The following is a 19,119-nucleotide window of genomic DNA, read 5'->3' as shown; positions in this document are numbered from 1 at the left end:
TCGAACAAGGATCACAAAAGAAGCATGATCATGATGACCGGTCCCCGTATCATTACCGTGGCAAACCAGAAGGGCGGCGTGGGCAAGACCACCACCGCCATCAATCTTGCCACCGCGCTTGCGGCAATCGGCGAGCAGGTGCTCATCGTCGACCTCGACCCGCAGGGCAATGCCAGCACCGGGCTCGGCATCGACCGCCGCGATCGTTCGGTTTCGTCTTATGACGTGCTCACCGGCGGAATGACGCTCGAGGACGCCGCAGTGGCCACGGCTGTGCCCGGCCTGTCGATCGTGCCATCGACGCTCGATCTGCTGGGCGTTGAGATGGAGATTGCCGGGGCGCCCGATCGGGTGCTGCGCCTGCGCAATGCGGTGCGCGCGTCTTCGCAGCGGGCGGCACATTACTCCTATGTGCTGATCGACTGTCCTCCTTCCCTCAATCTTCTGACCCTGAACTCGATGGCCGCGGCCCACTCGGTGCTTGTGCCGCTGCAGTGTGAATTCTTCGCGCTGGAAGGCCTCAGCCAGCTTCTGGAGACGGTCAATCAGGTTCGGAGCTCAATCAATCCCGACCTGGTCATCCAGGGCATCGTGATGACCATGTATGACGGCCGCAACAACCTGGCCAACCAGGTGGTGGAGGATGTGCGCGCTCACATGGGAGAGAAGGTCTACGAAACCATCATCCCGCGCAATGTCCGCGTTTCGGAAGCGCCGTCGCATGGCAAGCCCGCCATCCTCTACGATCTCAAATGCTCTGGCAGCCAGGCCTATTTGCAGCTTGCCTCCGAAGTCATTCGGCAGGAACGCAAGCTCAAGGCGGCATAGATTCGGTTGCGAAACAGTCTGGATAGGTCATGAACGAAGACATCTCGAAGAAGCGGCTCGGGCGTGGTCTCGCCGCACTGATTGGCGAAATCGACAAGCCGGCAGCGCCCGCGCAGCCCGTCGTGTCCTCGGACGGACATGTGCCGATCGAATTCGTGGCGCCGAACCCGCGCAATCCGCGCCGCCATTTCGGCGATGCGGAGCTTACCGATCTCGCGCAGTCCATCCGCGAGCATGGCGTGGTCCAGCCGGTCGTCGTACGCCCCGCCCCCGCAGAGGCTGGCCGCTATGAGATCATCGCTGGTGAGCGGCGCTGGCGCGCGGCGCAGCGCGCGGGGTTGGCCGAGATTCCGGTCATCGTCCGCGACGTCAACGACCGCACGGCGCTTGAACTGGCGATCATCGAGAACGTCCAGCGCACCGATCTCAACCCGATCGAAGAAGCGCTTGGCTACCAGCAACTCATCGACGAGCATAACTACACGCAGGCCGATCTTGGTCAGGTGATCGGCAAGAGCCGCAGCCATGTGGCCAACACGCTGCGCCTGCTGAAGCTACCGGACGTCATCCGCGACATGCTGGTCGATGGCCAGCTTTCCGCGGGTCATGCCCGCGCTCTTGTAACCGCTGCGGATCCGGCCGGGTTGGCAAAACGCATCGTGGAGGAAGGTCTTTCCGTGCGGCAGGCCGAGATGCTGGCGCAGCTGCCTCCGGAAGTTGTGCAGGAAGCCACGGTTTCGGCCCCGGTCGAAAAGGATGCCGACACGCTGGCGCTGGAAAAGCTGCTGTCCGACGTTACGGGCATGCGCGTTGCCATCGCCCATAAGGCCAAGGGCGGCGAGCTCCGCATCGGCTACAAGACGCTAGAGCAGCTCGATGAGCTGTGCCGGCGGCTCAAAGCCTGATATTCAGGCTTTGTTATCCATCTAAGTTATTGATTCATATGAATTTCATTCAGGCGGGCGAGCAATCGTCCGCCTGAAGTCGTTGTGGGGGCCAGTCTTGCGGTATGGATTGGGAGTGGGCGCGTTTCCGACGCTAAACGTGTTGTCAGAAGCCCTCGGTTTGGTCAGCGTCGCTGACGCAGCCTGGCGCTTTCTACCGCAATGCCGAGCAAGGCCTGCCGGGCGATTGCCGCGGCAAGATCGGGCCGGCGGCGGGTTTGCAAAACCGCATCCTGCAGCCGAGCCAGCGCTCTGGCCAAAGCAGGGCCGGTCCAGCGCTCGACCGCGCCCTCCACGATCTTGCGTCGGGAGAAGAAGACGGGCGGCCGTGCCGCCGCCACGATCGCGGCGGCGTTGCGGGCGCCGCTGTTATCCATCGCAGCGCGCATGAGCTGGATCGCTTGGAACTGCCGCATCGCCGCTGCCAGCATCAGGAATGGCTGGGCGCCGGTCTGCGTATGGCGGGTGAAGACGGTGTCGAATGCCTCGATCTTGCCCTCAAGCACGGCGTCGATGGCGTCGTCGAAGGAGATGCCGGACACGTCGCCGATCATCGCCTTCACGTCGTCGAGGTCGATCTGGCTTTTGCCCATGGCATAAAGCACCAGCTTCTGGATCTCGCCGCGCGAGGCGAGCCGGTCGCCGCCGAGGTTTTTTCTCAGGGCCTGCCGTGCTTCCATCGTCAGCGACATGCCCGCCTTCTGCATCTCGTCGTCGATTACCTGGTCGATGCTGCGTGCCTCGTCGGCATAACAGGGCAGCGCCATGCCCCAGTCGCAGCCTTCGACCACCGTGCGCAGCGCCGCGCCCTTCTTCAGGTCGCCGGCCTCGATGAGAACGATGGCGTCGCGCGGCGGCTCCTTGGAAAGCACCTTCACATCGTCGGCCAGCCCCTTCTGGCCGGCGGCGTTGCGCACCCACAGCAGGCGGCGCGAGGAAAACATCGGTACGGTGTGCGCTTCATCGAGCAGACGGCCGCTTTCCTTTTCGACTTCCGAGCCTTCCAGGCGCACCACCGTGAAGGGATCGTCTAGCGGCAGCCCGGTCTTTTCGGCGAAAGCGCGGCCGCGCTCGGCCACCAGCCCGCGGTCCGGGCCGTAGATCAGGACGATGACGGCCTTCGGATCGGGCCGCGACAGCCAGGAATCGACTTCATGCGCTTTCTTCTGTGCCATGGGCTTCGGTTAGCACGGCCACGCGCGCGGACAAAACGCAAAGCTTTGTCAGGCGCTATGCCTAAGCTTCGGCGCAGCCGCCACCAGCGCCTGTCCGGTAGCGGATTGCGGATTGGCGATCACTTCGGCGGCCCTCCCCGTCTCCACGATCCGGCCCTTGTCCATGATGGCGACGCGATGGGCGATGGCCCGCACCACGCCGAGATCGTGCGAGATGAACAGATAGGCGATGTTTTGTGAGCGCTGCAAGTCGAGCAGCAGTTGAAGAATTTGACCGCGCACGGAAACGTCGAGCGCTGACACCGCTTCGTCCAGCACGATCAGCTGCGGGCGCGTGGCAATGGCGCGGGCAATCGCGACGCGCTGGCGCTGCCCGCCGGAAATCTCATGAATCGCGCGGTTGGCAAGATCGGGTGACAGGCCGACGTGCTGGAGAAGCTGTGCAATTGCCTCCGGCCTCTCCCTGCGCGGCGCAATGCCGTGGATGCGCAGCGGGTCGTCTAGCACCCGCGCCACGGTGGCGCGCGGGTTGAAGGCGGCGCGCGGGTCCTGGAACACCATCTGCAGCCGGGCGCGGGTGGCCCGCAGCCGCCCTCCCCCGAGTGCCAGCAGATCCTCGCCGTCGAAGCGGATCTCGCCGCCGTCGAGCTCGGTCAGCCGCATCAAGGCGCGCGCGGCGGTGGTCTTGCCGCTGCCCGAGGGGCCGACAAGCGCCAGCGTTTCGCCCGGCGCGACCTCGAAACTGACATCGTCCAGCGCGGCAACGGTGCGGCCGCGGCTGTCGAAACGTTTTTGGAGGTTGGAAGCGACGAGCAGCGGCGCGCTCATGCAACAGCCTCCGGCGCCAGCAACGACGGCGTGTCGAGTCCCATATGCGCGGCGAGCAGGCTTTTCGTGTAGGCCTCGCGCGGCGCTTCGACGATCTGCCCCGCCTCCCCGATCTCGACCAGCCGGCCATGGCGGAACACCGCGATGCGGTCGGCGATCTGGCTGGCCAGCGCAATGTCGTGGCTGATGAACATCAGCGACATGCCGTCCTCGGCCACCAGCTCCTCGATCAGCCGCACGATCTCGGCCTGCACGATGGTGTCGAGCGCACTGGTCGCCTCGTCGGCGATGAGCAGGCTCGGCCGGGCCGCGATCGCCTCGGCAATCGCCACACGCTGGCGCTGGCCACCGGAAAGCTGGTGCGGGAATGCTCTCAGCGCCGAAGGCCGATCGGGCAGGCGCACGCGGTCCAGCAGCGTTTCGGCATGGGCATAGGCCTCCCGCCAGCCCATGCCGAGATGAGCCTGCGCGACCTCGGCGATCTGCTCGCCGATCGTCAGCACCGGGTTGAGGCTGGAGGACGGGTCCTGGAATACAAAACCGAGGTCGCGGCCATTGGCCGGCTGACGTCCGAGTTCGGGCCAACGGATGTCGCCACCGACGCGCGATCCCGCCGGCAGCAGGCCGGCGATGGCCAGCGCCAGCGTGCTCTTGCCCGAGCCGCTTTCGCCGATGATGGCCAGCCGCTCGCCGGCGTGTAGCTCGAAGGAGACGTCCTTCAGCACTTCCGTTTCGCCACTGTCGCCGCGATAGCTGACGCCGAGTTTTTCGACTGCGAGGCGAACGCTCATGACTGGCGCTTCCTTGCGGCGGAGGCTTCGACAAAACCCTCGCCGGCGAGATAGACGCCGAGCACTGTCAGCACCAGCGCGATGCCGGGGATGATCGACAGGAAGGGTGCCGAGCGAAGCACGGCGCGGCCCTCGGCGATCATGCCGCCCCAGGTCACGCGGTTGGGGTCGCCGAGGCCGAGGAAGGAGAGTGCTGCTTCGACGAGGATGGCGCCCGCGACGATGATGGACGATAGCGCCAGCACCGGCGGCAGCGCATTGGGCAGCACCTCGCGGAAGGCGATTTCCAGCGGGTGCATGCCGATCACGCGGGCGCTGGCGACATAGTCGCGCTCGCGGATGGAGAGCACCTCTGCGCGGGCAACGCGCGCGGGGCCGGTCCAGGCACCGAGCGCGATGGCGATCACCACCACGGTAAGTGACGGCCCAACGACGCTGACGAAGGCCAGCGCCAGCAGAAAGCCGGGCACCGTCTGGAAGGCGTCGGTGATGCGCATCAGCACCTCGTCGGTCAGGCCGCCGGCGAAGCCGGCCAGCGTCCCGACGGTCGCGCCGATGGCGATGGAGGTTGCGGCTGCCGCAAGCCCGACGGCAATCGAGGTGCGCGCGCCGTGAAAGAGTTCGGCTAGCACGTCGCGGCCGAGCCGGTCGGTGCCGAGCGGCAGCGACCAGTCCTGGAAGGGCGGCAAAAGCGCCGGCCCGGCGATCGACAGCGGATCGCGCGGAAACAGCAATGGTGCGGCCAGCGCCATGGCGACAAGTGCTGCAAGGATCAGCGCGCCAGCCACCGCCTCGGGCGTGCGCAGGAAGCGGTGCCCAAAACTCATGCGCTTTCCTCGCTCGCGCCGACGCGCGGATCGAGCACGGCATAGAGCATGTCGACCACGAGATTGATGAGGATGACCAGCACGGCGCTGACCAGGATGATGCCGAGCAGCAGCGGCGTGTCGCGCGAGCCGACCGCCTCCTGCGCCAGCCGGCCGAGGCCGGGAATGGAAAACACGCTTTCGATGACCACGCTGCCGCCCAGCATGGCAGCCGATTGCAGGCCGAGCATGGTGGCGAGCGGCAAAAGAGCGTTGCGCGCCACATGCCGCCAGACGATGCGCTGGCGGGAAATGCCCTTGGCGCGGGCGGCCAGCACAAAATCCATGCGCCAGATTTCGGCCATGCCGGCGCGCATGACGCGCAGATAGAGCGCCAGATAGATGATGCCGAGCGCCGTCACCGGCAGCACGAGATGCTGGGCAATGTCGAGCGCGCGCGAAAAGCCGGTCTTGCCGGAGGCGATGGTCTCGATGCCGCTCGAAGGAAACCAGCGCAGCTGCACCGAAAACAGAACCGTCAGCACCAGCCCGAGCCAAAAGCCCGGCACGGCATAAAGCGCCAGCGAGCCGATGGACAGGAAGCGGTCACGAAAACTGCCCGGCCGCGCTCCGGCGGCTATGCCGAGCAACGAGCCGATGCCGAAGGAGAGCGCGGTGGCGCTGCCCATCAGCAGCAGCGTGTTGGGCAGACGCTCCAGGATCACGTCGCGGATCGGCCGCGAGAAGGTGACCGAATAGCCGAGATCGAGATGCGCCAGCGACCAGAGATAGGCCGCGAGCCGCGCCAGCGCAGGCTGGTCGAGGCCCCATGTCTGACGCAACTCGGCGATCATGCCGGCGTCGCCGCCGGTCATGCCGACATAGGCGTCCACCGCGTCGCCGGGCGCCGCCTCAAGCAGCAGGAAGGTGCCGATGACGACGATCAGCAGCACCGGAATGGCACCCACCAGCCGCCGGCGCAGGAGGCGAAGCGCGCGGGTCATGGGCGGGCAGGCTCCGCCCGAGCAATCACCCCCACTCCGGTTTGCTGCGCAAACCACCTATCTCCCTGCGCGGGGGAGAGGAACGCTAGATCCTGCCCGGTCGCGGCCTTCGCGCTTGGCGTTTCCTCTCCCCCGGGCAGGGGGAGAGGTGGCGAGCCCGAAGGGCGAGACGGAGTGGGGGTGCCAGGTCGTGCCGGAAATAACTCAACGACCCGCAAAATTGCAGGCGATGTCGGCCGCTTCAGCCGCCGGGACAGGATGAGGCGATAGGAGCTTTTCACGACGCGACTTCAGCACCCGCGGCAAGGCGTTGCAAGCGTCTCAGCTCTCCAGCCAGGTGTCCGCCCAGTTCGACACCGCCCAGCGCGGATTGTTGGAGACGTTCTTCACCGTGTCGCGGGCGACGGTGATAAAGCTCCATTCGGCCACATTGATCAGCGGCAGGTCTTCCAGCACCTTCTTCTGGAATTCGCGGTAGAGCTCGGTGCGGGCGTCCGCTTCGATGGTCTCTGAGGCCTTTTCGATCAGCGCGTCGATCTCGGCGTTCTTGTAGCCGCCCTGGTTGGAGAAGGGCACGCCATCGGGAATGCCGCTCTGCACCAGTATGGTGGTGGAAATGGCCGGGTCGCCGCGGAACACCGGCGGCGCCACCGCGAGGTCGAAGTCGTGGTCGGTGTAGACCGCCTTCTGGTGCGCGGCCGCATCGTTGTTGACGATCTGGGCGTCGATGCCGATGGCGGCCAGCGCCTGGCGCAGATAGTCGCCGAACTGTTTTGTCTCGTTGAAATAGGGGGCGGGCAGCAGCTTCAGCTTGAAGCGGGTGCCGTCGGCGTCGCGCTTGTAGCCGGCTTCGTCGAGCAACGCATTGGCCTTGGCCGGATCGAAGGCGTAGGCCGGCACGTCCCTTGTATAAAACTGCTTGTCGTTCTGCGGCACCGGCCCCGTCGCTGGCGCGGCATAGCCGAGGAAGATCGTCTTGACGACGAAGTCCTTGTCGATGGCATGCGCGATGGCCTGGCGCACCTTGAGATCGGCAAGTTCCTTGCGGCGGTGGTTGATCTCGACCACGAGCTGGTAGGTGAGGCCCTCATAGCCCTTGGTCACCACCTCGATGCCCGGCACCTTGGAGATGCGAGCCAAGTCGGCCAGCGGCACGGCAGAGAAAGCGGCAAGGTGGATTTCCTCGGCCTCCAGCGCGCCCGCAGCCGCCGCGCGGTCGGGCAGCACGCGATAGACGATCTCGTCCAGATGCGGCTGGCCCTCGCCCCAATATTTCTCGTTGCGCTCCAGCCGGTAATATTCGCCGGCCTTGTGCTCGGCGAGCTTGAACGGCCCGGTGCCGACCAGCGCGGTGTTGGCCGGGTTTTCGGCAATGTCGGTGCCCTCATAGATGTGCTTCGCCACAACGCTGGTCAGCGCCGGCAGCGCATTGCGGATGAGCTGGAAGGGCGTGGGCTTGGAGAAGCGGAACACGGCGGTGTGCTCGTCGGGCGTGTCGACCGCCTCGAGATCCTTGAACACCACGCGGCCGAGATTCTGCAGCGGCTTCCACACCTGCAGCGCCGAGAAGGCGACGTCGGCCGAGGTGAACGGCTTGCCGTCATGCCAGGTCACTTTCTCGCGCAGCTTGAAAGTGATGCTGCGTCCGTCATCCGAGCCTTCCCAGCTCAGCGCCAGGCGCGGCTCCAGCCCGTCCTTGCCGTCAAAGGAGGCCTCGGCCAGCGGCTCGATGACCTTGCTGGCGACGAAGAATACGCCGTTGGAGGCGACGATCGCCGGGTTGAGGTTGCGCGGCTCGGAATCGGCCGCCACGATCAACCGCCCTCCCCGTTTCGGCGCCTGCGCCCATAGCGTGCCCGGCAGTGCGGTGGAAGCGAACAGCAATGCCGTACCGGCCAGAACGCCGCGCCGGGAAATCTTGAAATCTGACATGACGTGCTCCTTGCGTTTGCCGCCGGCCCCTTCCGTCGCAAGGCCCGGGCTCGAAAAATCCTGATGACCACGCTCGGTTGGCGAGACTAGTCGAATGTCGTGATTATCGATACGGCAACGCATTAAGCCAGCGACGGAATTGCCGTGGCCACGCCGTGGCGGGGAAAATCCATCCGAAGTAGGATTGCCGGCGGCCGGCTTTTTGCCGATGGCAAACAGTTACGGCCCGGCAATAAGTGCTGGGCCGTCGGAAGCTGCTTACGCTGCAGGCGTGTCAGAACGACATCTTGAGGCCCGCCGAAACGGTCGTCGCGCGGAAGCTCATGCCTGCTCCGCCCGTCATGGTCGGCCCCCGTTCGCCATCAACGATCCTGTACATCGAGGTGTCGCCGGTCTTGCGGAAGTAATTGTCGAAATTGCCGGCGACGAAGATGCCCGCCCGATCGTTCAGCGCATAGTCGGCCTTGGCAGCGAGCGACACGAAGGGGATTGCACCGTATTTCTCTTCAAAGCGGATGTTGCGCAGCCAGTGGTAATCGGTGTCGGACGCATCGATGGTCAGGCCGCCGCGCACGAGGCCGGTAAAGGTCCACGCGCCGCTCTTCGCCGTTGCCTCGGCGCCGACGAACATCCCCGGCAGGCGCTGTTCGAAGGTGATGCCGGGCCTGTCGGGGAAATCGCCGGTCCGGTTGCGGAAGCCATTTTTGCTGTAAATGAAGGAGCCGCCATAGGAGGTCCATTTCACATTGGTGTATTTGAAGCCGCCATGCAGGTTCACGACGGTGCTGTCGTCGACGGTGAAATCGCGGCCCAGCGCGATGTCGAGGTTGACGTAGCGGTCGAGACGGGTGTCGGGATGGATCGACTGATGCGACCAGTCGCCAAATTTGTAGCTCGGAGCATCCTCGAGCCAGTCATAGTCTTCCATGTGGCTGTTGCCGGAAAAGCTGACCGCCCCATTGGCCGAAACCACCCAGTCCTTCATCACCTCGGCCTTCAGGGCGCTCGTCACGACCGGGGCCTGTGATTCCCAGATGAGATGGCTGATCCGGTTGCCGGACCTGTCGTAGACAAGCTCGTTGCCCTCCAGCCAAGTGTAGCCGACGCTGCCGATGAAAACGACCTCGTTGCCTGGGGTTGCGTACTGGATCTGGTCTAATGAATCCGCAGCCAGGGCCGGCTGTGAAATTGCAAACAGGGAACCGAGAGCGAAAATTGTTTTAAGCGAATTGCGAATCTAGGTGGTGGACGCGGGCCGTGCCAGGCGTTCGGCAACTTGCTCGTCGTCGTTTGGAGCACATCGAGGGGAGATTTTCTGCGCGATGTCGCGCTGACAGTCGTGATTTCAACCGCCCACAAACGAAAAAGCCGCGGAAAACCGCGGCCTTTCGATACTTAACTTCCCGAAGGAAACTGGAGCGGGTGAAGCGATTCGAACGCTCGACCCCAACCTTGGCAAGCCATTGATTCAGCTTTGCTTCTAGTCACGAGGAGTAACCCCCTCATGCCAAAAAGTGATTGTCCTACCTCGGGGGAGCCGACACGATCAGTTCCGTAGGGTCCCGCGGGAAACCGGGCCGCTAGGCTCCCCTTCGATACCCTCCGACGACCGAAACAAGTCAACCCGGCAGGTAGGGGGAGCAGATGGCAGCAGCGGCAAAGAAGCGTCTCACGAACCAGATGTTGGAGAAGATGGCGCCCCCTAAGAGCGGGCGCCTGGAGATCGGAGATGACCTCTGCCCGGGGCTGGTGCTCCGGGTGACGGAGCAGGGGTCAAAGTCCTTCTCGGCCATCTACCGGGTGCTCGGCGAGGGCGGCGAGACGGATGCCGGGCGACCCCTGGCCGGACGGCAGCACAGGATAACGCTCGGCCGATGGCCACTCGTGAGCCTCGCCGAGGCGAGAGTGCGGGCGAGAGGCATCCTGGCACAGGCGGGACAGGGCATCGACCCGCGGGCGGGGATCGCCTCCACTATCCGCGAGAGGCGCTCCAACACGTTCTCCGCGGTCCTGGAGAGGCACATCAAACAGGACGCGGCTCGGACCATCTCCAGCTGGCAGAACGTCGAACGCGTGCTGCGACTCCATGTGGTCCCGCACTTAGGCGACACGCCGATCGCAGACATCCGCCGCGCCGACGTCCACGAGATCATAGACGACCTGGTCGCGAGCGGCAGGATAGGCACGGCCCGCGAGGTCCGGAAGCAGATGTCGCGGATCATGAACTGGGCTGCCGACCGCGAGATGATCGACAGCAACCCCCTCTTGGGGATGAAGCGGGGAGACCTCGCCCGCAACACCGAGGCGGGTCGTTCACTCTCTGACGTCGAACTGCGGGCGATCTGGGCAGCGGCCGAGGAGATGCGCTATCCCTTCGGCTGCCTCTACCAGTTCCTCATGCTCACCGGCCAGCGCCGGGCGGAGTGGGGCTTCTGCAAGCGCTCGGAGATCGACACCGAGAACCGCTGGCTCGACCTTGGCAAGGAACGGTTCAAGAGTCGCCGCGAGCATATCGTGCCGATGTCGGACGCGCTCTGGGCGCTGTTCGAGCGACTTCCGGTCTGGACGGACGCCGATGACTACTTCGTGTTCTCGTCCCGGCACGGCCGGGTGCCCGTAGCGGGGTTCTCGCAGGGCAAGCGGGCGCTCGACGAGCTGGCGCAGGAGCACCTGCGGAAGGAACTGGGCAAGCCGGATGCGCTGCTCCAGCATTATCGCGTTCACGATTTCCGGGTGACCTGCGAAACTCGGCTTGCCCACCTCGGCTTCAACCAGGAAATCCGGGACGCGGTCCTCGGCCACGCCAAGCCAGGTCTGCAGAAGACCTACAACAAGCACGACTACCTGGACGAGAAGCGGCGCGCACTGCAGGCATACTCGCAGCACCTGCTGGCGATAGTGGCTGGATCACGCGATGTCGGCTAGCGCGCGGCGGCCTAGGTCACAGAGGGGCGGTCGGACCCCAAAACGACATCTTCCCGGAAGGCATGAACAGCTTCCCTTTCGAACGCGTCGGCTTTTTCGATCCACGGTCAGCAATTGCGCCGTTCCAGAACGCTTCTGATTTGCGCAAGCTTGTCACCTTTGACGTCGAAAACTGTGTTCGGCCGGTCGAAAAGACCCGCGACGACCAATGGCGTGTTCCAGAACGTCCTTGATAATTTTATTCCTGTCTTGAACTCGGACGTCGCGCTTGCCTCGTCCCATCCAGTTGCCTGTAGCCGGTCCCGATAATCGAAACTGTCTTTCTTGGGAGCCTCGTGAACATAGCCTTCCGCGATCAGGCCCGCGCGGCTAAGCCATAGGTAGGCCCGGTCGCCATTTTTAATTGCATTCTGAAATCGGGGCGTCGACCAATACACGTATCGTGATGTGTCCTCGACGTAATGACGAAGCGCTTCATACGGGTTTGCGGATTTAGAGCCTCTCCATTTTTCAAAATTTGCTGCCCACAGCCACGCGTTCATTGCATGTACCCTCCATTCCCAATTCGCGAAAGAATGCCAGGAACGCCGCGGCACGTCAGGGCGCGAATTTTTCTGTGATCTCTCTCTTGTGCTCCTGAAGGTCAGATCCTGCGCCCCAGCCGGCCAGCCATTCCCGATAGCTGCATGCGGCAAAGCTTACCGCCGCGCCGGCCACCATCGCATCGAACTGCGCAATCTCAGAGCGATGACGACTGAATGTGCCAGGATCGATCGGTTTCTTCCATTGCTGCGGTTCAGCGTATAGGTAAAGGAGGACAGCTGGCTTGCGCTTCCGCCCTGCCTCGGTGACAAGGCCAAAGGCGTGCTTCACGAGCTGCACCGCGTCGAGGTGGATGAAGGTCTCCCCTCCCCTGAGCCGGTCCCGCATCGCCTCCCATTCCCCCATGGCATCGCCCCATACCGGGCGATTGTAGGCCTCCGAAAGGGTCACCTTCTTCTTGTCACGGTAGGGTTCGAAGCGCTTAGACTCCACTCCGACGATGTGCGTCGGCGTCTCTATGAAGGCGTCCAGCCATGGATGCCGCCCACCGGCCCAGGGGAAGCGCGCGCAGTACTCCACCTCGACCACTGTGGGCGGCCAGCCACCGTCAAGTCCGGGAAGCGGAGGCAGGAGGTGGGGCCGCTCTACGAACCAGCCGAAGGTGTTCACCGCGAGCGCAGCCGAACTCTCGGGGCTGGAGAGCTTCCCGCTCTTCACCTCGTTGCCGCCAGCCCTCTCGAGCCGGTCCAGGACGTGGTCTGCGGGGACGCCAGGCAGGAACAGAGAGTCATGGGCAAAAACCATCGCGCGTACCTGTCAATTGTCGCAGGGTTATCAGAGACGCTGGAACGTTAGCTGGCCATGGCAGGACGTAGTCCTAGCAGCACGAGCAGCAAATCGAAAGCGCTCGGTCATGATCCGGCCGTGCGCCTTGCGGAAGAGGCAGAAAGGACCGCGGCGGCGCCGTCTTGATGCCCGGAGCCGCGCCAGGAAATCAGGTCGGTTCACGTTGCGTCTTGAACATCCGAAAAGGCCGGCTAGATGAGCCGACGAGATGTCGATTCTGCAGCCCGTATCGACCGCTTGGCAGACGGCCGGCAAGAACAGCCATCCCACGGGCGGGAGGAGTAGCCTTGACAGAAGAAACCACCCTCGAGCTCGTCGAGGATCAGGTTCTTGGGAGCTCTGAAGAAGAGACCACGACCATCACATTTCAAGACGCGTTGGAGGTCGCACGCCGCGTTCGGCGCATCGATCCAACAGGCGACCCGAGGAAGGACACTCCCTTCGTCGGCAAAGAGGACGGCCTGTTCGACGTCATGAAGCGCGCCGAGCAGGCACACCGAGATGCCATGTGGATGGAGGCTGCCGCGCCCCGCCAGCGCAAGGCAAACCGAGAGTTGCGAAAAGCGCTCGAAAAAGCTCTGAGCGCCCTAAAGAATTCCCCGATCAACCTGGCCGTGATCGACCCCGAGCTTGACAGGTCATATGAAGAACCGGACAGCGAAGGTGACCTGCAGGGGCTGCTCAGGAGAGCCATCGCTGGGCTCCAAGCCAACGAGCACGTCATCTCCCCGAGCACGGACCGGTCGCTTCGGGCAGCGTCGAAGGACGACGAGGGCAGGGATGTTCGCGTCAAGACCAGCGGTCTGAAGGCATTGGTCGGCGTCCTCTACGACTACGTCCGCCAGGAAACCGATTTGGCATTCACCGACTCCATGGAGGAGGACGCGTCAAACAAGGACAACGGCATCAATTTTTCGGAGGAATTTTGGAAGAAGCTGGAGAAGAAAGGCGAAAAGTTGGCAAAACAGAGAAGAAAGAAGAGGCCTTCCTCACTCTCGCTCATGCTTGTTTATGAGGTCGCGCGGCTCATGGATCCGCAGTACACGCTTGAGCAATGCTCAAGCGCGATGCGGCCGCGCTAAGAGTTCCGTCGCCCACGCGGATAGCGCTTTTGCGCTGACGCTTCGAACGAGGCATCTGCCCCTCCAGTCCCCGGTAACTGGAGGTGAAGAGTGGCAGACCGCTTCATCAGCATGGACGAGGTCGTAGATCGGATCTCGTTCTCCAAGACGCATATCTATCGGAAAATCGCCGCCGGCACCTTCCCGCGGCCAGTCCCTTTGGGACCCCACAAGGTCGCCTTCCTTGAACGGGAAATCGAGCAGTGGATGGCCTCGCGGCTGGACGCCCGCGAGTCGTTCGAGGGCGTGCATCAGCGCCAGCAGCGCGCCGCCCGCGCCGCCAAGGGCACCCGATGAACGTCGGTTCGAAGATGGCGCACCTAGAACTGGTCTCCGGAGCCGCCGAAGGCGTCGACAGCGGACAAGCCCTAGTCGGTGGGGAGACGAGCGAACCGAAGCCGAAAAGCAGCAACTTCGCGGACGTCGGCAGTGTGCGCGCGTTCCTGAGAGCTCGGCTTCCACTGGCCCTCGTAAGGATCGATAAGCGCGCCACCTCTGGCCAGCGATCGACCTCCTGCCGCGTCTTCGACGACATAGACGAGGCCATGGCCTGGGCCCAAGCGGGGAACCGGGATGGCGATCATCTCTACGTCATCAACAACGCGCCGCCTGCGGGATGGACGCCGCGGAACGGTAATCCGCCCAAGGAAGCGGAGATCGCATGGCGTGCCCGTCTTCAAGTCGACCTCGACCCCGCGGGCGAGGATCACGAGGCCAGCCGCAACCATGCACTGGAGGTGATAGGCAGCATGCCGTTGCCGCCCACCACGATCGTGGACAGTGGGCGTGGCATTCAGGCGCACTGGGACCTGGCCGGGCCCGTCAAGGACGTCGAGAAGGCGAAGTCGGCCAATGAGGCGCTCATTGCCTGGCTCCGGAAGGAGACGTCGCCCACGCTGGTGAAGGTGGACGGAGTCGCGAATGCCAATCGCATGATGCGCCTTCCCGGCTGCATCAACCACAAGACCGGCCGGACTGCGACAATCCTTTTACACGATCCAGGCCGCAGCTACTCGCTTCAGCAGTTTGCAGCATGGGCCGTACCGGTCGAACGGTCCTCACCATCTACCGCAACCGCAAAATCCTTCCATCCGAACTTCGCAGACAAGGTGCGCGGCGCCAACCCGACCCCAATACAGCTTGATCTCCTGCAAGCCCTATCCAATCTCACGCCCGCCGATATTGACCCTTCGCCTGACTTGGAGAATTTGCCGACGGATTTGGCTCGGATGCAGGCCAGGCTGGGGGTCAGGGGAAAGAAAGACATCAGATTAAGCGGGGATGGCCAGGCGATAAGGATTCCGCTTGACGAGGCGGGATACAGCGAGAGCGAGGCCTGTCTTGCCTTCGCTGGCGAGTGTGTCCGGAGGGGCGCCCCGCTGGAGCTCGCGCTGTCCTTTCTGATCAATGCCCACTGGGCGATCGGTGGCCACGCGAGCCGCCAAACGGACGCGTTCCGAGCGGCGCAACGGACGCTGGCCGAGGCTATTCTGAACAATGAGCCGGCGCCGCGCGTTTTCGGCATCGATGGGGCGCCGGCATTCAGCCAAGAGCACCTGGCTCTAACTTTTGCCGAGGCGCACCACAGCTCCATTCGTTACGTTCCGGAATGGGACCTGTGGCTAATCTGGGATGGCAAGCGCTGGGCGAAAGACAAGACGCTTGAGGTTTCCGACAGGGTGCGCCACCTGTCGCGCGACGCTGCCCGCCGGGTCGATAAGGCCTCCGACGCCAACAGGCTCTGTTTGGCGAGCACCAGCGCCGCGGTGGAGCGCCTCGCCCGCTCCGACCGGCGCCTCGCAGTGCCGGCCGAGATCTGGGATGCGGACCCGCGGCTCTTGAACACACCGGACGGGATGGTCCGCCTCGACACGGGCGAGGTGATCCCGCACGACCCGAGCGCGCACTGCACGAAGATGACCCGCGTCGGCCCTGCTGACGAGGGAAGTTCGCCCGAACGCTTTCTTCGCTTTATTTCGGAGGTGACCGACGGCGATCCGGAGTACACCGACTATCTTCAGCGTATGTGCGGCTACTTCCTCTCTGGCGACACGTCGGAGCATGCATTGTTCTTTGCATGGGGCACCGGCCGCAACGGCAAGTCAGTGTTCGTAAACACGGTCCGGTTCATTCTGGACGAATACGGTACGTCTACCGCGACGGACACACTCACGGCGAACAGCCAGCCGCAGCACCCGACCGAACTGGCCGATCTTCGCGGAGCGAGGCTGGTCACGGTACAGGAGACCGAGGACGGTCGGCGCTGGGCGGAGGCCAGGATCAAGCAGATGACCGGCGGCGATCCGATCAAGGCCCGCTTCATGCGGCAGGACTTCTTCGAGTATGTCCCCCAGTTCAAGCTCCTCATCGCTGGAAACCACCGCCCCGGCTTCACAACCGTGGACGAGGCGATCCGACGACGTATCCACCTGCTGCCGTTCACAGTCACCATACCCGAGCAGCGGGTCGACAGGCACTTGGAGGAGAAGCTGCGCGAGGAGGCACCGGCCATCCTGCGCTGGATGATCGAGGGCTATGCGAAATGGAAGATGCAAGGTCTGGACCAACCCGCCCGAGTGAGGGCTGCCACGCAAGATTACCTGCAGGATGAGGACCTGCTCGGACGATGGATTGCCGAGTGCTGCGAGCGTGATCCGGTCCACAAGGAACCCGTCGCCGACCTGTTCGATAGTTACATGATCTGGTGTCGGAGCGCCAACGAACGCGCCATGTCCAAGAAGAAGTTCAGCATGAGCCTGAAGGACCGGGGCGAGCCGTACGACGACACCGGTGGGAAACGAGGGTTCCTCGGCCTCAAGCTGACCGCTGACGCCCGCAATGCGGTGCAGTCCGCTCGATCCAAGATTGACGTTTTCCCATTCTGAAACGCGGCGGCCCCCATGCGGATCATGCGCGTGCTCTGTTCTGCCCTGCAGGAAGAGGAGAGGACGCCCCATCTTCTCCTAATCGCAAAACAGGGCATCCGCATTAAGCGCATAAGGATCGCTGGCTGAGCTAGAGCCGACGTGGGTAGGCGGCGCCCGCCGAAGGAGCAGTTTCTGCGGACCCGCCGCCACCGCAGGAAACGTCTGAGTGGCATATGTGAAGGTGGAATCCGCCCTTATTCGCGCTATCGCCGGGCCCCAGCTTGCGCGCTACCGCGTTTCCAACGGCAGCGGCTTTCGTGTTGGTAGGCGAGACCGCGGCACCGAGGCCGCGGATAGCGGTCATAATGGAGAACGTCTGATGAAGCATCAACTTCCGCCCTCTGTCAGCAAAAGAATGGCACATGCCACCATCGTTTCCGAGCTACTGAGCCAAATACCCAACACGGCGGGTCAGCTTTCTGGGCGAAGCGGTCTTACGAGAAAACAGGTACGAAACGCGATTGATACTATGAGGGCACGCGGCTTCGTCATCTGGTGCGCAAATGACGGCTTCTGGGCGGACGGGAGCCCGTCACCGAACGCGGTATCCGTTGCGCCAGGAACTTCTTCGCGCTGGAAGAAGGAGCCGCCCGCCGTTGTTTCCTGGCCTGACCGACAAGGACCGATCTACCCGGATGCGCCAGGCTCATGCCTGGCGAGCCGGCCTGTTCAGGCGCGGACTAGCCTCTAGTCCGTCGCGGTTGCCGAGGAAGGGACCCGGACAAAGCAAGTACGAGCGACTTTTTTGACCGGGGGGGGGCCCATCGGCGTCACGCTTGCGACTCGCTCGCGCTCGCGTGGCCATGAGGGATCTGTGGGATGGGCATTATTTGCCCGGTTCGCCATGAGAAAGCGGCCGAGAACTTCTTCGCGCCGGTGATCAACTAGGTGAACGTTCGGTCGGCTTGCAGTGTTAGGTCCAGCCGTTTCCGCAGCGCCGCCGCCGCTTCGGCCCATCGCTGATTTTGGCCATGACCGCCTTCAGGTCCAGACTGTGATACTGGCCGTATTCCTTGCGCGCCGATTCAATGACCAACACCTTCCGAGTGCGGGGCTCGAGCATGATAACGCCCGCATCGAACAGCCGGTGCAGGTCGGCGCGCGTCGGGATCCCGTTCCATCCCTCGTCGCCACCGCCACAGGCCACGAGCAGAACGTGCGCGGCTTCAAGGCCATCAGCGTCTCGAATCCGCTCACCAGACAGCGTGCGCCGAACAACTCGAAAACCGCACGGCGAAAACTTGGCTTGGCCTGGGCGCTCCCAGACCTCAGCCAGACGGCGTTGGCGCTCGGCCGCGCGCTAAAGAGGGAGCCGGGCGATGAAAAAATGCTTCCGCTCCCCCGTCGCTCCCCGCGACCGATCCGCGGCCGCGACGAAGCCTGCAGAGAGAGCAGTTGCAAGCCCGCGCCCCTAACCTTGGCTGGAGTATGGTTTGCGGCGTGACCTTATGCGAGCGCGCCCGCGCCCCCACCAAGTACAAGTAGAGGCAAGTGGCATGACATCATTAGTCAAAACTCGGTTACCTTTAGCAGGTTCAGCACCTAGGCCATTAAGGTTAAGTGAAATAAGCTGAGATTATGGTTTCCAATCAGTGAACATTAGTATAGCACTCACGTGGGGAGTACCTGCCCAGTGATGCGGCGGCAGGGCAACATGTGGGAGTGTGAGCGCGCAAGCGCTTGGGGAGAGGGCAAAAGTCTTCACGATCGGTCAGAACAGCTCGGTCCTGACGAACGGTCGCAGGCGAAAGTAACCGCTTGTGACAACGATAGGGCGCGCGCTCGGATCAACAGTACCCGTTGAAGCGAACACTTCCGTCGTTCGCAAAGGCATCACCGAGAGGAACTGGAAATGGCGACCACGACAGTCTCAGGCTCGACCGTCACGTTTTCGAATTCGAGCGCGGCAGCCAATATAACACAATCACGCAGCGAGGATGAACCCCTCGCATTCACGTTCGATGTTCTGGCGGCGAGCGGCGGCGGCAAGAACACCACGATCTACTCGATCGACGATGGGATCAAGAATGATGATGGCGGAGCTGCGATCAACGTCACCAACAAGGCGTTCGCCGATTACAACAAAGATCTGCTGATCCAGGATGGGGTTGGTATTGAATCCGCGGAAACCAGCGCCAAAGGTGCAAAGTTCTGGATCGGCGCCGACAACAAGATTCACTACGACGCGGCCAAGCTGAGTGCGCAAATCAACGCGCTCGGTGCCGGAGAGAAGTTCACGGACACGATCCAATACACGATCAAAATGTCGAACGGCACGCTCTCCGTCGGCACGCTGACGGTGGTAATCACCGGCGCCAACGACGCGCCGACGGTGTCGGGGGCGGTCACCTCGACGGCCTCGGAGGATGATCCCGCCCACTCGATCGACCTGCTCACCAACGCCTCGGACGTCGATCACGACGCGGTGCTGCACATTGCCAACCTGACC

17 protein-coding genes are annotated in these 19,119 nt (G+C 63.4%); 7 read left to right on the top strand and 10 right to left on the bottom strand.

What is annotated here, in order from left to right:
- The first annotated feature begins 30 nt into the window (after nt 1-30).
- Together AC3A4H_RS15270 and AC3A4H_RS15265 are read left to right on the top strand one after the other, a co-directional pair.
- Nucleotides 31-828, top strand: a complete 798-nt coding sequence (locus tag AC3A4H_RS15270) for a ParA family protein (protein ID WP_487767439.1) — start codon at nt 31-33, stop codon at nt 826-828.
- A 29-nt stretch (nt 829-857) separates the two neighbouring features.
- Nucleotides 858-1,733 carry a ParB/RepB/Spo0J family partition protein gene (locus AC3A4H_RS15265; protein ID WP_487767438.1) on the top strand — a complete coding sequence of 292 codons (876 nt, stop codon included), beginning with the start codon at nt 858-860 and terminating at the stop codon, nt 1,731-1,733.
- A gap of 164 nt (nt 1,734-1,897) precedes the next feature.
- Here the strand turns inward: AC3A4H_RS15265 and holA are convergent, their stop codons facing one another.
- From holA to AC3A4H_RS15230, 7 genes are all read right to left on the bottom strand, one after another.
- Nucleotides 1,898-2,947, bottom strand: a complete 1,050-nt coding sequence (holA, locus tag AC3A4H_RS15260) for a DNA polymerase III subunit delta (RefSeq protein ID WP_487767437.1) — start codon at nt 2,945-2,947, stop codon at nt 1,898-1,900.
- A gap of 48 nt (nt 2,948-2,995) precedes the next feature.
- Entirely contained in the window at nt 2,996-3,775 is a 780-nt protein-coding gene (locus tag AC3A4H_RS15255; protein ID WP_487767436.1) for an ATP-binding cassette domain-containing protein, read from the bottom strand.
- Nucleotides 3,772-4,566, bottom strand: coding sequence for an ABC transporter ATP-binding protein (locus AC3A4H_RS15250; RefSeq protein ID WP_487767435.1), 795 nt, complete (start codon nt 4,564-4,566; stop codon nt 3,772-3,774). The genes AC3A4H_RS15255 and AC3A4H_RS15250 overlap by 4 nt, the downstream gene beginning before the upstream one ends.
- A complete protein-coding gene (locus tag AC3A4H_RS15245) occupies nt 4,563-5,393 on the bottom strand; it encodes an ABC transporter permease (protein ID WP_348778745.1) in 831 nt (276 codons plus the stop codon). The genes AC3A4H_RS15250 and AC3A4H_RS15245 overlap by 4 nt, the downstream gene beginning before the upstream one ends.
- On the bottom strand, nt 5,390-6,376 hold the full coding sequence (locus AC3A4H_RS15240) for an ABC transporter permease (RefSeq protein WP_487767434.1): 987 nt from the start codon (nt 6,374-6,376) through the stop codon (nt 5,390-5,392). The genes AC3A4H_RS15245 and AC3A4H_RS15240 overlap by 4 nt, the downstream gene beginning before the upstream one ends.
- A 321-nt stretch (nt 6,377-6,697) precedes the next feature.
- Nucleotides 6,698-8,308, bottom strand: a complete 1,611-nt coding sequence (locus AC3A4H_RS15235) for an ABC transporter substrate-binding protein (protein WP_487767433.1) — start codon at nt 8,306-8,308, stop codon at nt 6,698-6,700.
- Between the two features lie 274 nt (nt 8,309-8,582).
- Nucleotides 8,583-9,422, bottom strand: a complete 840-nt coding sequence (locus AC3A4H_RS15230) for an omptin family outer membrane protease (RefSeq protein WP_487767603.1) — start codon at nt 9,420-9,422, stop codon at nt 8,583-8,585.
- Between the two features lie 530 nt (nt 9,423-9,952).
- On the opposite strand from AC3A4H_RS15230, the gene AC3A4H_RS15225 reads away from it, so the two are divergent.
- Nucleotides 9,953-11,233: a tyrosine-type recombinase/integrase gene (locus AC3A4H_RS15225; RefSeq protein WP_487767432.1), complete on the top strand. Its 1,281-nt coding sequence runs from the start codon at nt 9,953-9,955 to the stop codon at nt 11,231-11,233.
- Between the two features lie 107 nt (nt 11,234-11,340).
- Here AC3A4H_RS15225 and AC3A4H_RS15220 read toward each other — a convergent pair whose 3' ends face one another.
- The gene (locus AC3A4H_RS15220) at nt 11,341-11,775 is read right to left on the bottom strand and encodes a hypothetical protein (protein ID WP_487767431.1); all 435 of its coding nucleotides are present in this window, start codon (nt 11,773-11,775) and stop codon (nt 11,341-11,343) included.
- A gap of 55 nt (nt 11,776-11,830) precedes the next feature.
- Nucleotides 11,831-12,580 carry a PGN_0703 family putative restriction endonuclease gene (locus AC3A4H_RS15215; RefSeq protein WP_487767430.1) on the bottom strand — a complete coding sequence of 250 codons (750 nt, stop codon included), beginning with the start codon at nt 12,578-12,580 and terminating at the stop codon, nt 11,831-11,833.
- A gap of 329 nt (nt 12,581-12,909) precedes the next feature.
- Here AC3A4H_RS15215 and AC3A4H_RS15210 point away from each other — a divergent pair, with 329 nt between their 5' ends.
- The 3 genes from AC3A4H_RS15210 (at nt 12,910) to AC3A4H_RS15200 (ending at nt 16,628) form a co-directional block, all read left to right on the top strand.
- Nucleotides 12,910-13,704: a hypothetical protein gene (locus tag AC3A4H_RS15210; protein WP_487767429.1), complete on the top strand. Its 795-nt coding sequence runs from the start codon at nt 12,910-12,912 to the stop codon at nt 13,702-13,704.
- Nucleotides 13,705-13,794: 90 nt separating this feature from the next.
- Nucleotides 13,795-14,040, top strand: a complete 246-nt coding sequence (locus AC3A4H_RS15205; protein WP_487767428.1) for a helix-turn-helix transcriptional regulator — start codon at nt 13,795-13,797, stop codon at nt 14,038-14,040.
- On the top strand, nt 14,037-16,628 hold the full coding sequence (locus AC3A4H_RS15200) for a phage/plasmid primase, P4 family (RefSeq protein ID WP_487767427.1): 2,592 nt from the start codon (nt 14,037-14,039) through the stop codon (nt 16,626-16,628). The genes AC3A4H_RS15205 and AC3A4H_RS15200 overlap by 4 nt, the downstream gene beginning before the upstream one ends.
- A gap of 955 nt (nt 16,629-17,583) precedes the next feature.
- On the opposite strand, the gene AC3A4H_RS15195 is transcribed toward AC3A4H_RS15200, so the two are convergent.
- The gene (locus AC3A4H_RS15195; RefSeq protein WP_487767426.1) at nt 17,584-17,817 is read right to left on the bottom strand and encodes a hypothetical protein; all 234 of its coding nucleotides are present in this window, start codon (nt 17,815-17,817) and stop codon (nt 17,584-17,586) included.
- Between the two features lie 705 nt (nt 17,818-18,522).
- On the opposite strand from AC3A4H_RS15195, the gene AC3A4H_RS15190 reads away from it, so the two are divergent.
- A partial coding sequence (locus AC3A4H_RS15190) for a VCBS domain-containing protein (protein WP_487767425.1) occupies nt 18,523-19,119 on the top strand: 597 nt, incomplete at its 3' end.

The sequence above is a fragment of the Pseudaminobacter sp. Soil_N_29 genome (assembly GCF_057656055.1).
The sequence above is the reverse complement of the archived record's forward strand: the minus strand, read 5'-3'. Positions and strand labels throughout refer to the sequence as shown.

Bases quoted from the DNA above. Each gene is read 5' to 3' on its own strand.
- AC3A4H_RS15240 (WP_487767434.1), bottom strand. From the start codon at position 6,376: ATGACCCGCGCGCTTCGCCTCCTGCGCCGGCGGCTGGTGGGTGCCATT.
- AC3A4H_RS15255 (WP_487767436.1), bottom strand. From the start codon at position 3,775: ATGAGCGCGCCGCTGCTCGTCGCTTCCAACCTCCAAAAACGTTTCGAC.
- AC3A4H_RS15200 (WP_487767427.1), top strand. From the start codon at position 14,037: ATGAACGTCGGTTCGAAGATGGCGCACCTAGAACTGGTCTCCGGAGCC.
- holA (WP_487767437.1), bottom strand. From the start codon at position 2,947: ATGGCACAGAAGAAAGCGCATGAAGTCGATTCCTGGCTGTCGCGGCCC.
- AC3A4H_RS15220 (WP_487767431.1), bottom strand. From the start codon at position 11,775: ATGAACGCGTGGCTGTGGGCAGCAAATTTTGAAAAATGGAGAGGCTCT.
- AC3A4H_RS15265 (WP_487767438.1), top strand. From the start codon at position 858: ATGAACGAAGACATCTCGAAGAAGCGGCTCGGGCGTGGTCTCGCCGCA.
- AC3A4H_RS15225 (WP_487767432.1), top strand. From the start codon at position 9,953: ATGGCAGCAGCGGCAAAGAAGCGTCTCACGAACCAGATGTTGGAGAAG.
- AC3A4H_RS15250 (WP_487767435.1), bottom strand. From the start codon at position 4,566: ATGAGCGTTCGCCTCGCAGTCGAAAAACTCGGCGTCAGCTATCGCGGC.
- AC3A4H_RS15245 (WP_348778745.1), bottom strand. From the start codon at position 5,393: ATGAGTTTTGGGCACCGCTTCCTGCGCACGCCCGAGGCGGTGGCTGGC.
- AC3A4H_RS15270 (WP_487767439.1), top strand. From the start codon at position 31: ATGATGACCGGTCCCCGTATCATTACCGTGGCAAACCAGAAGGGCGGC.
- AC3A4H_RS15215 (WP_487767430.1), bottom strand. From the start codon at position 12,580: ATGGTTTTTGCCCATGACTCTCTGTTCCTGCCTGGCGTCCCCGCAGAC.
- AC3A4H_RS15235 (WP_487767433.1), bottom strand. From the start codon at position 8,308: ATGTCAGATTTCAAGATTTCCCGGCGCGGCGTTCTGGCCGGTACGGCA.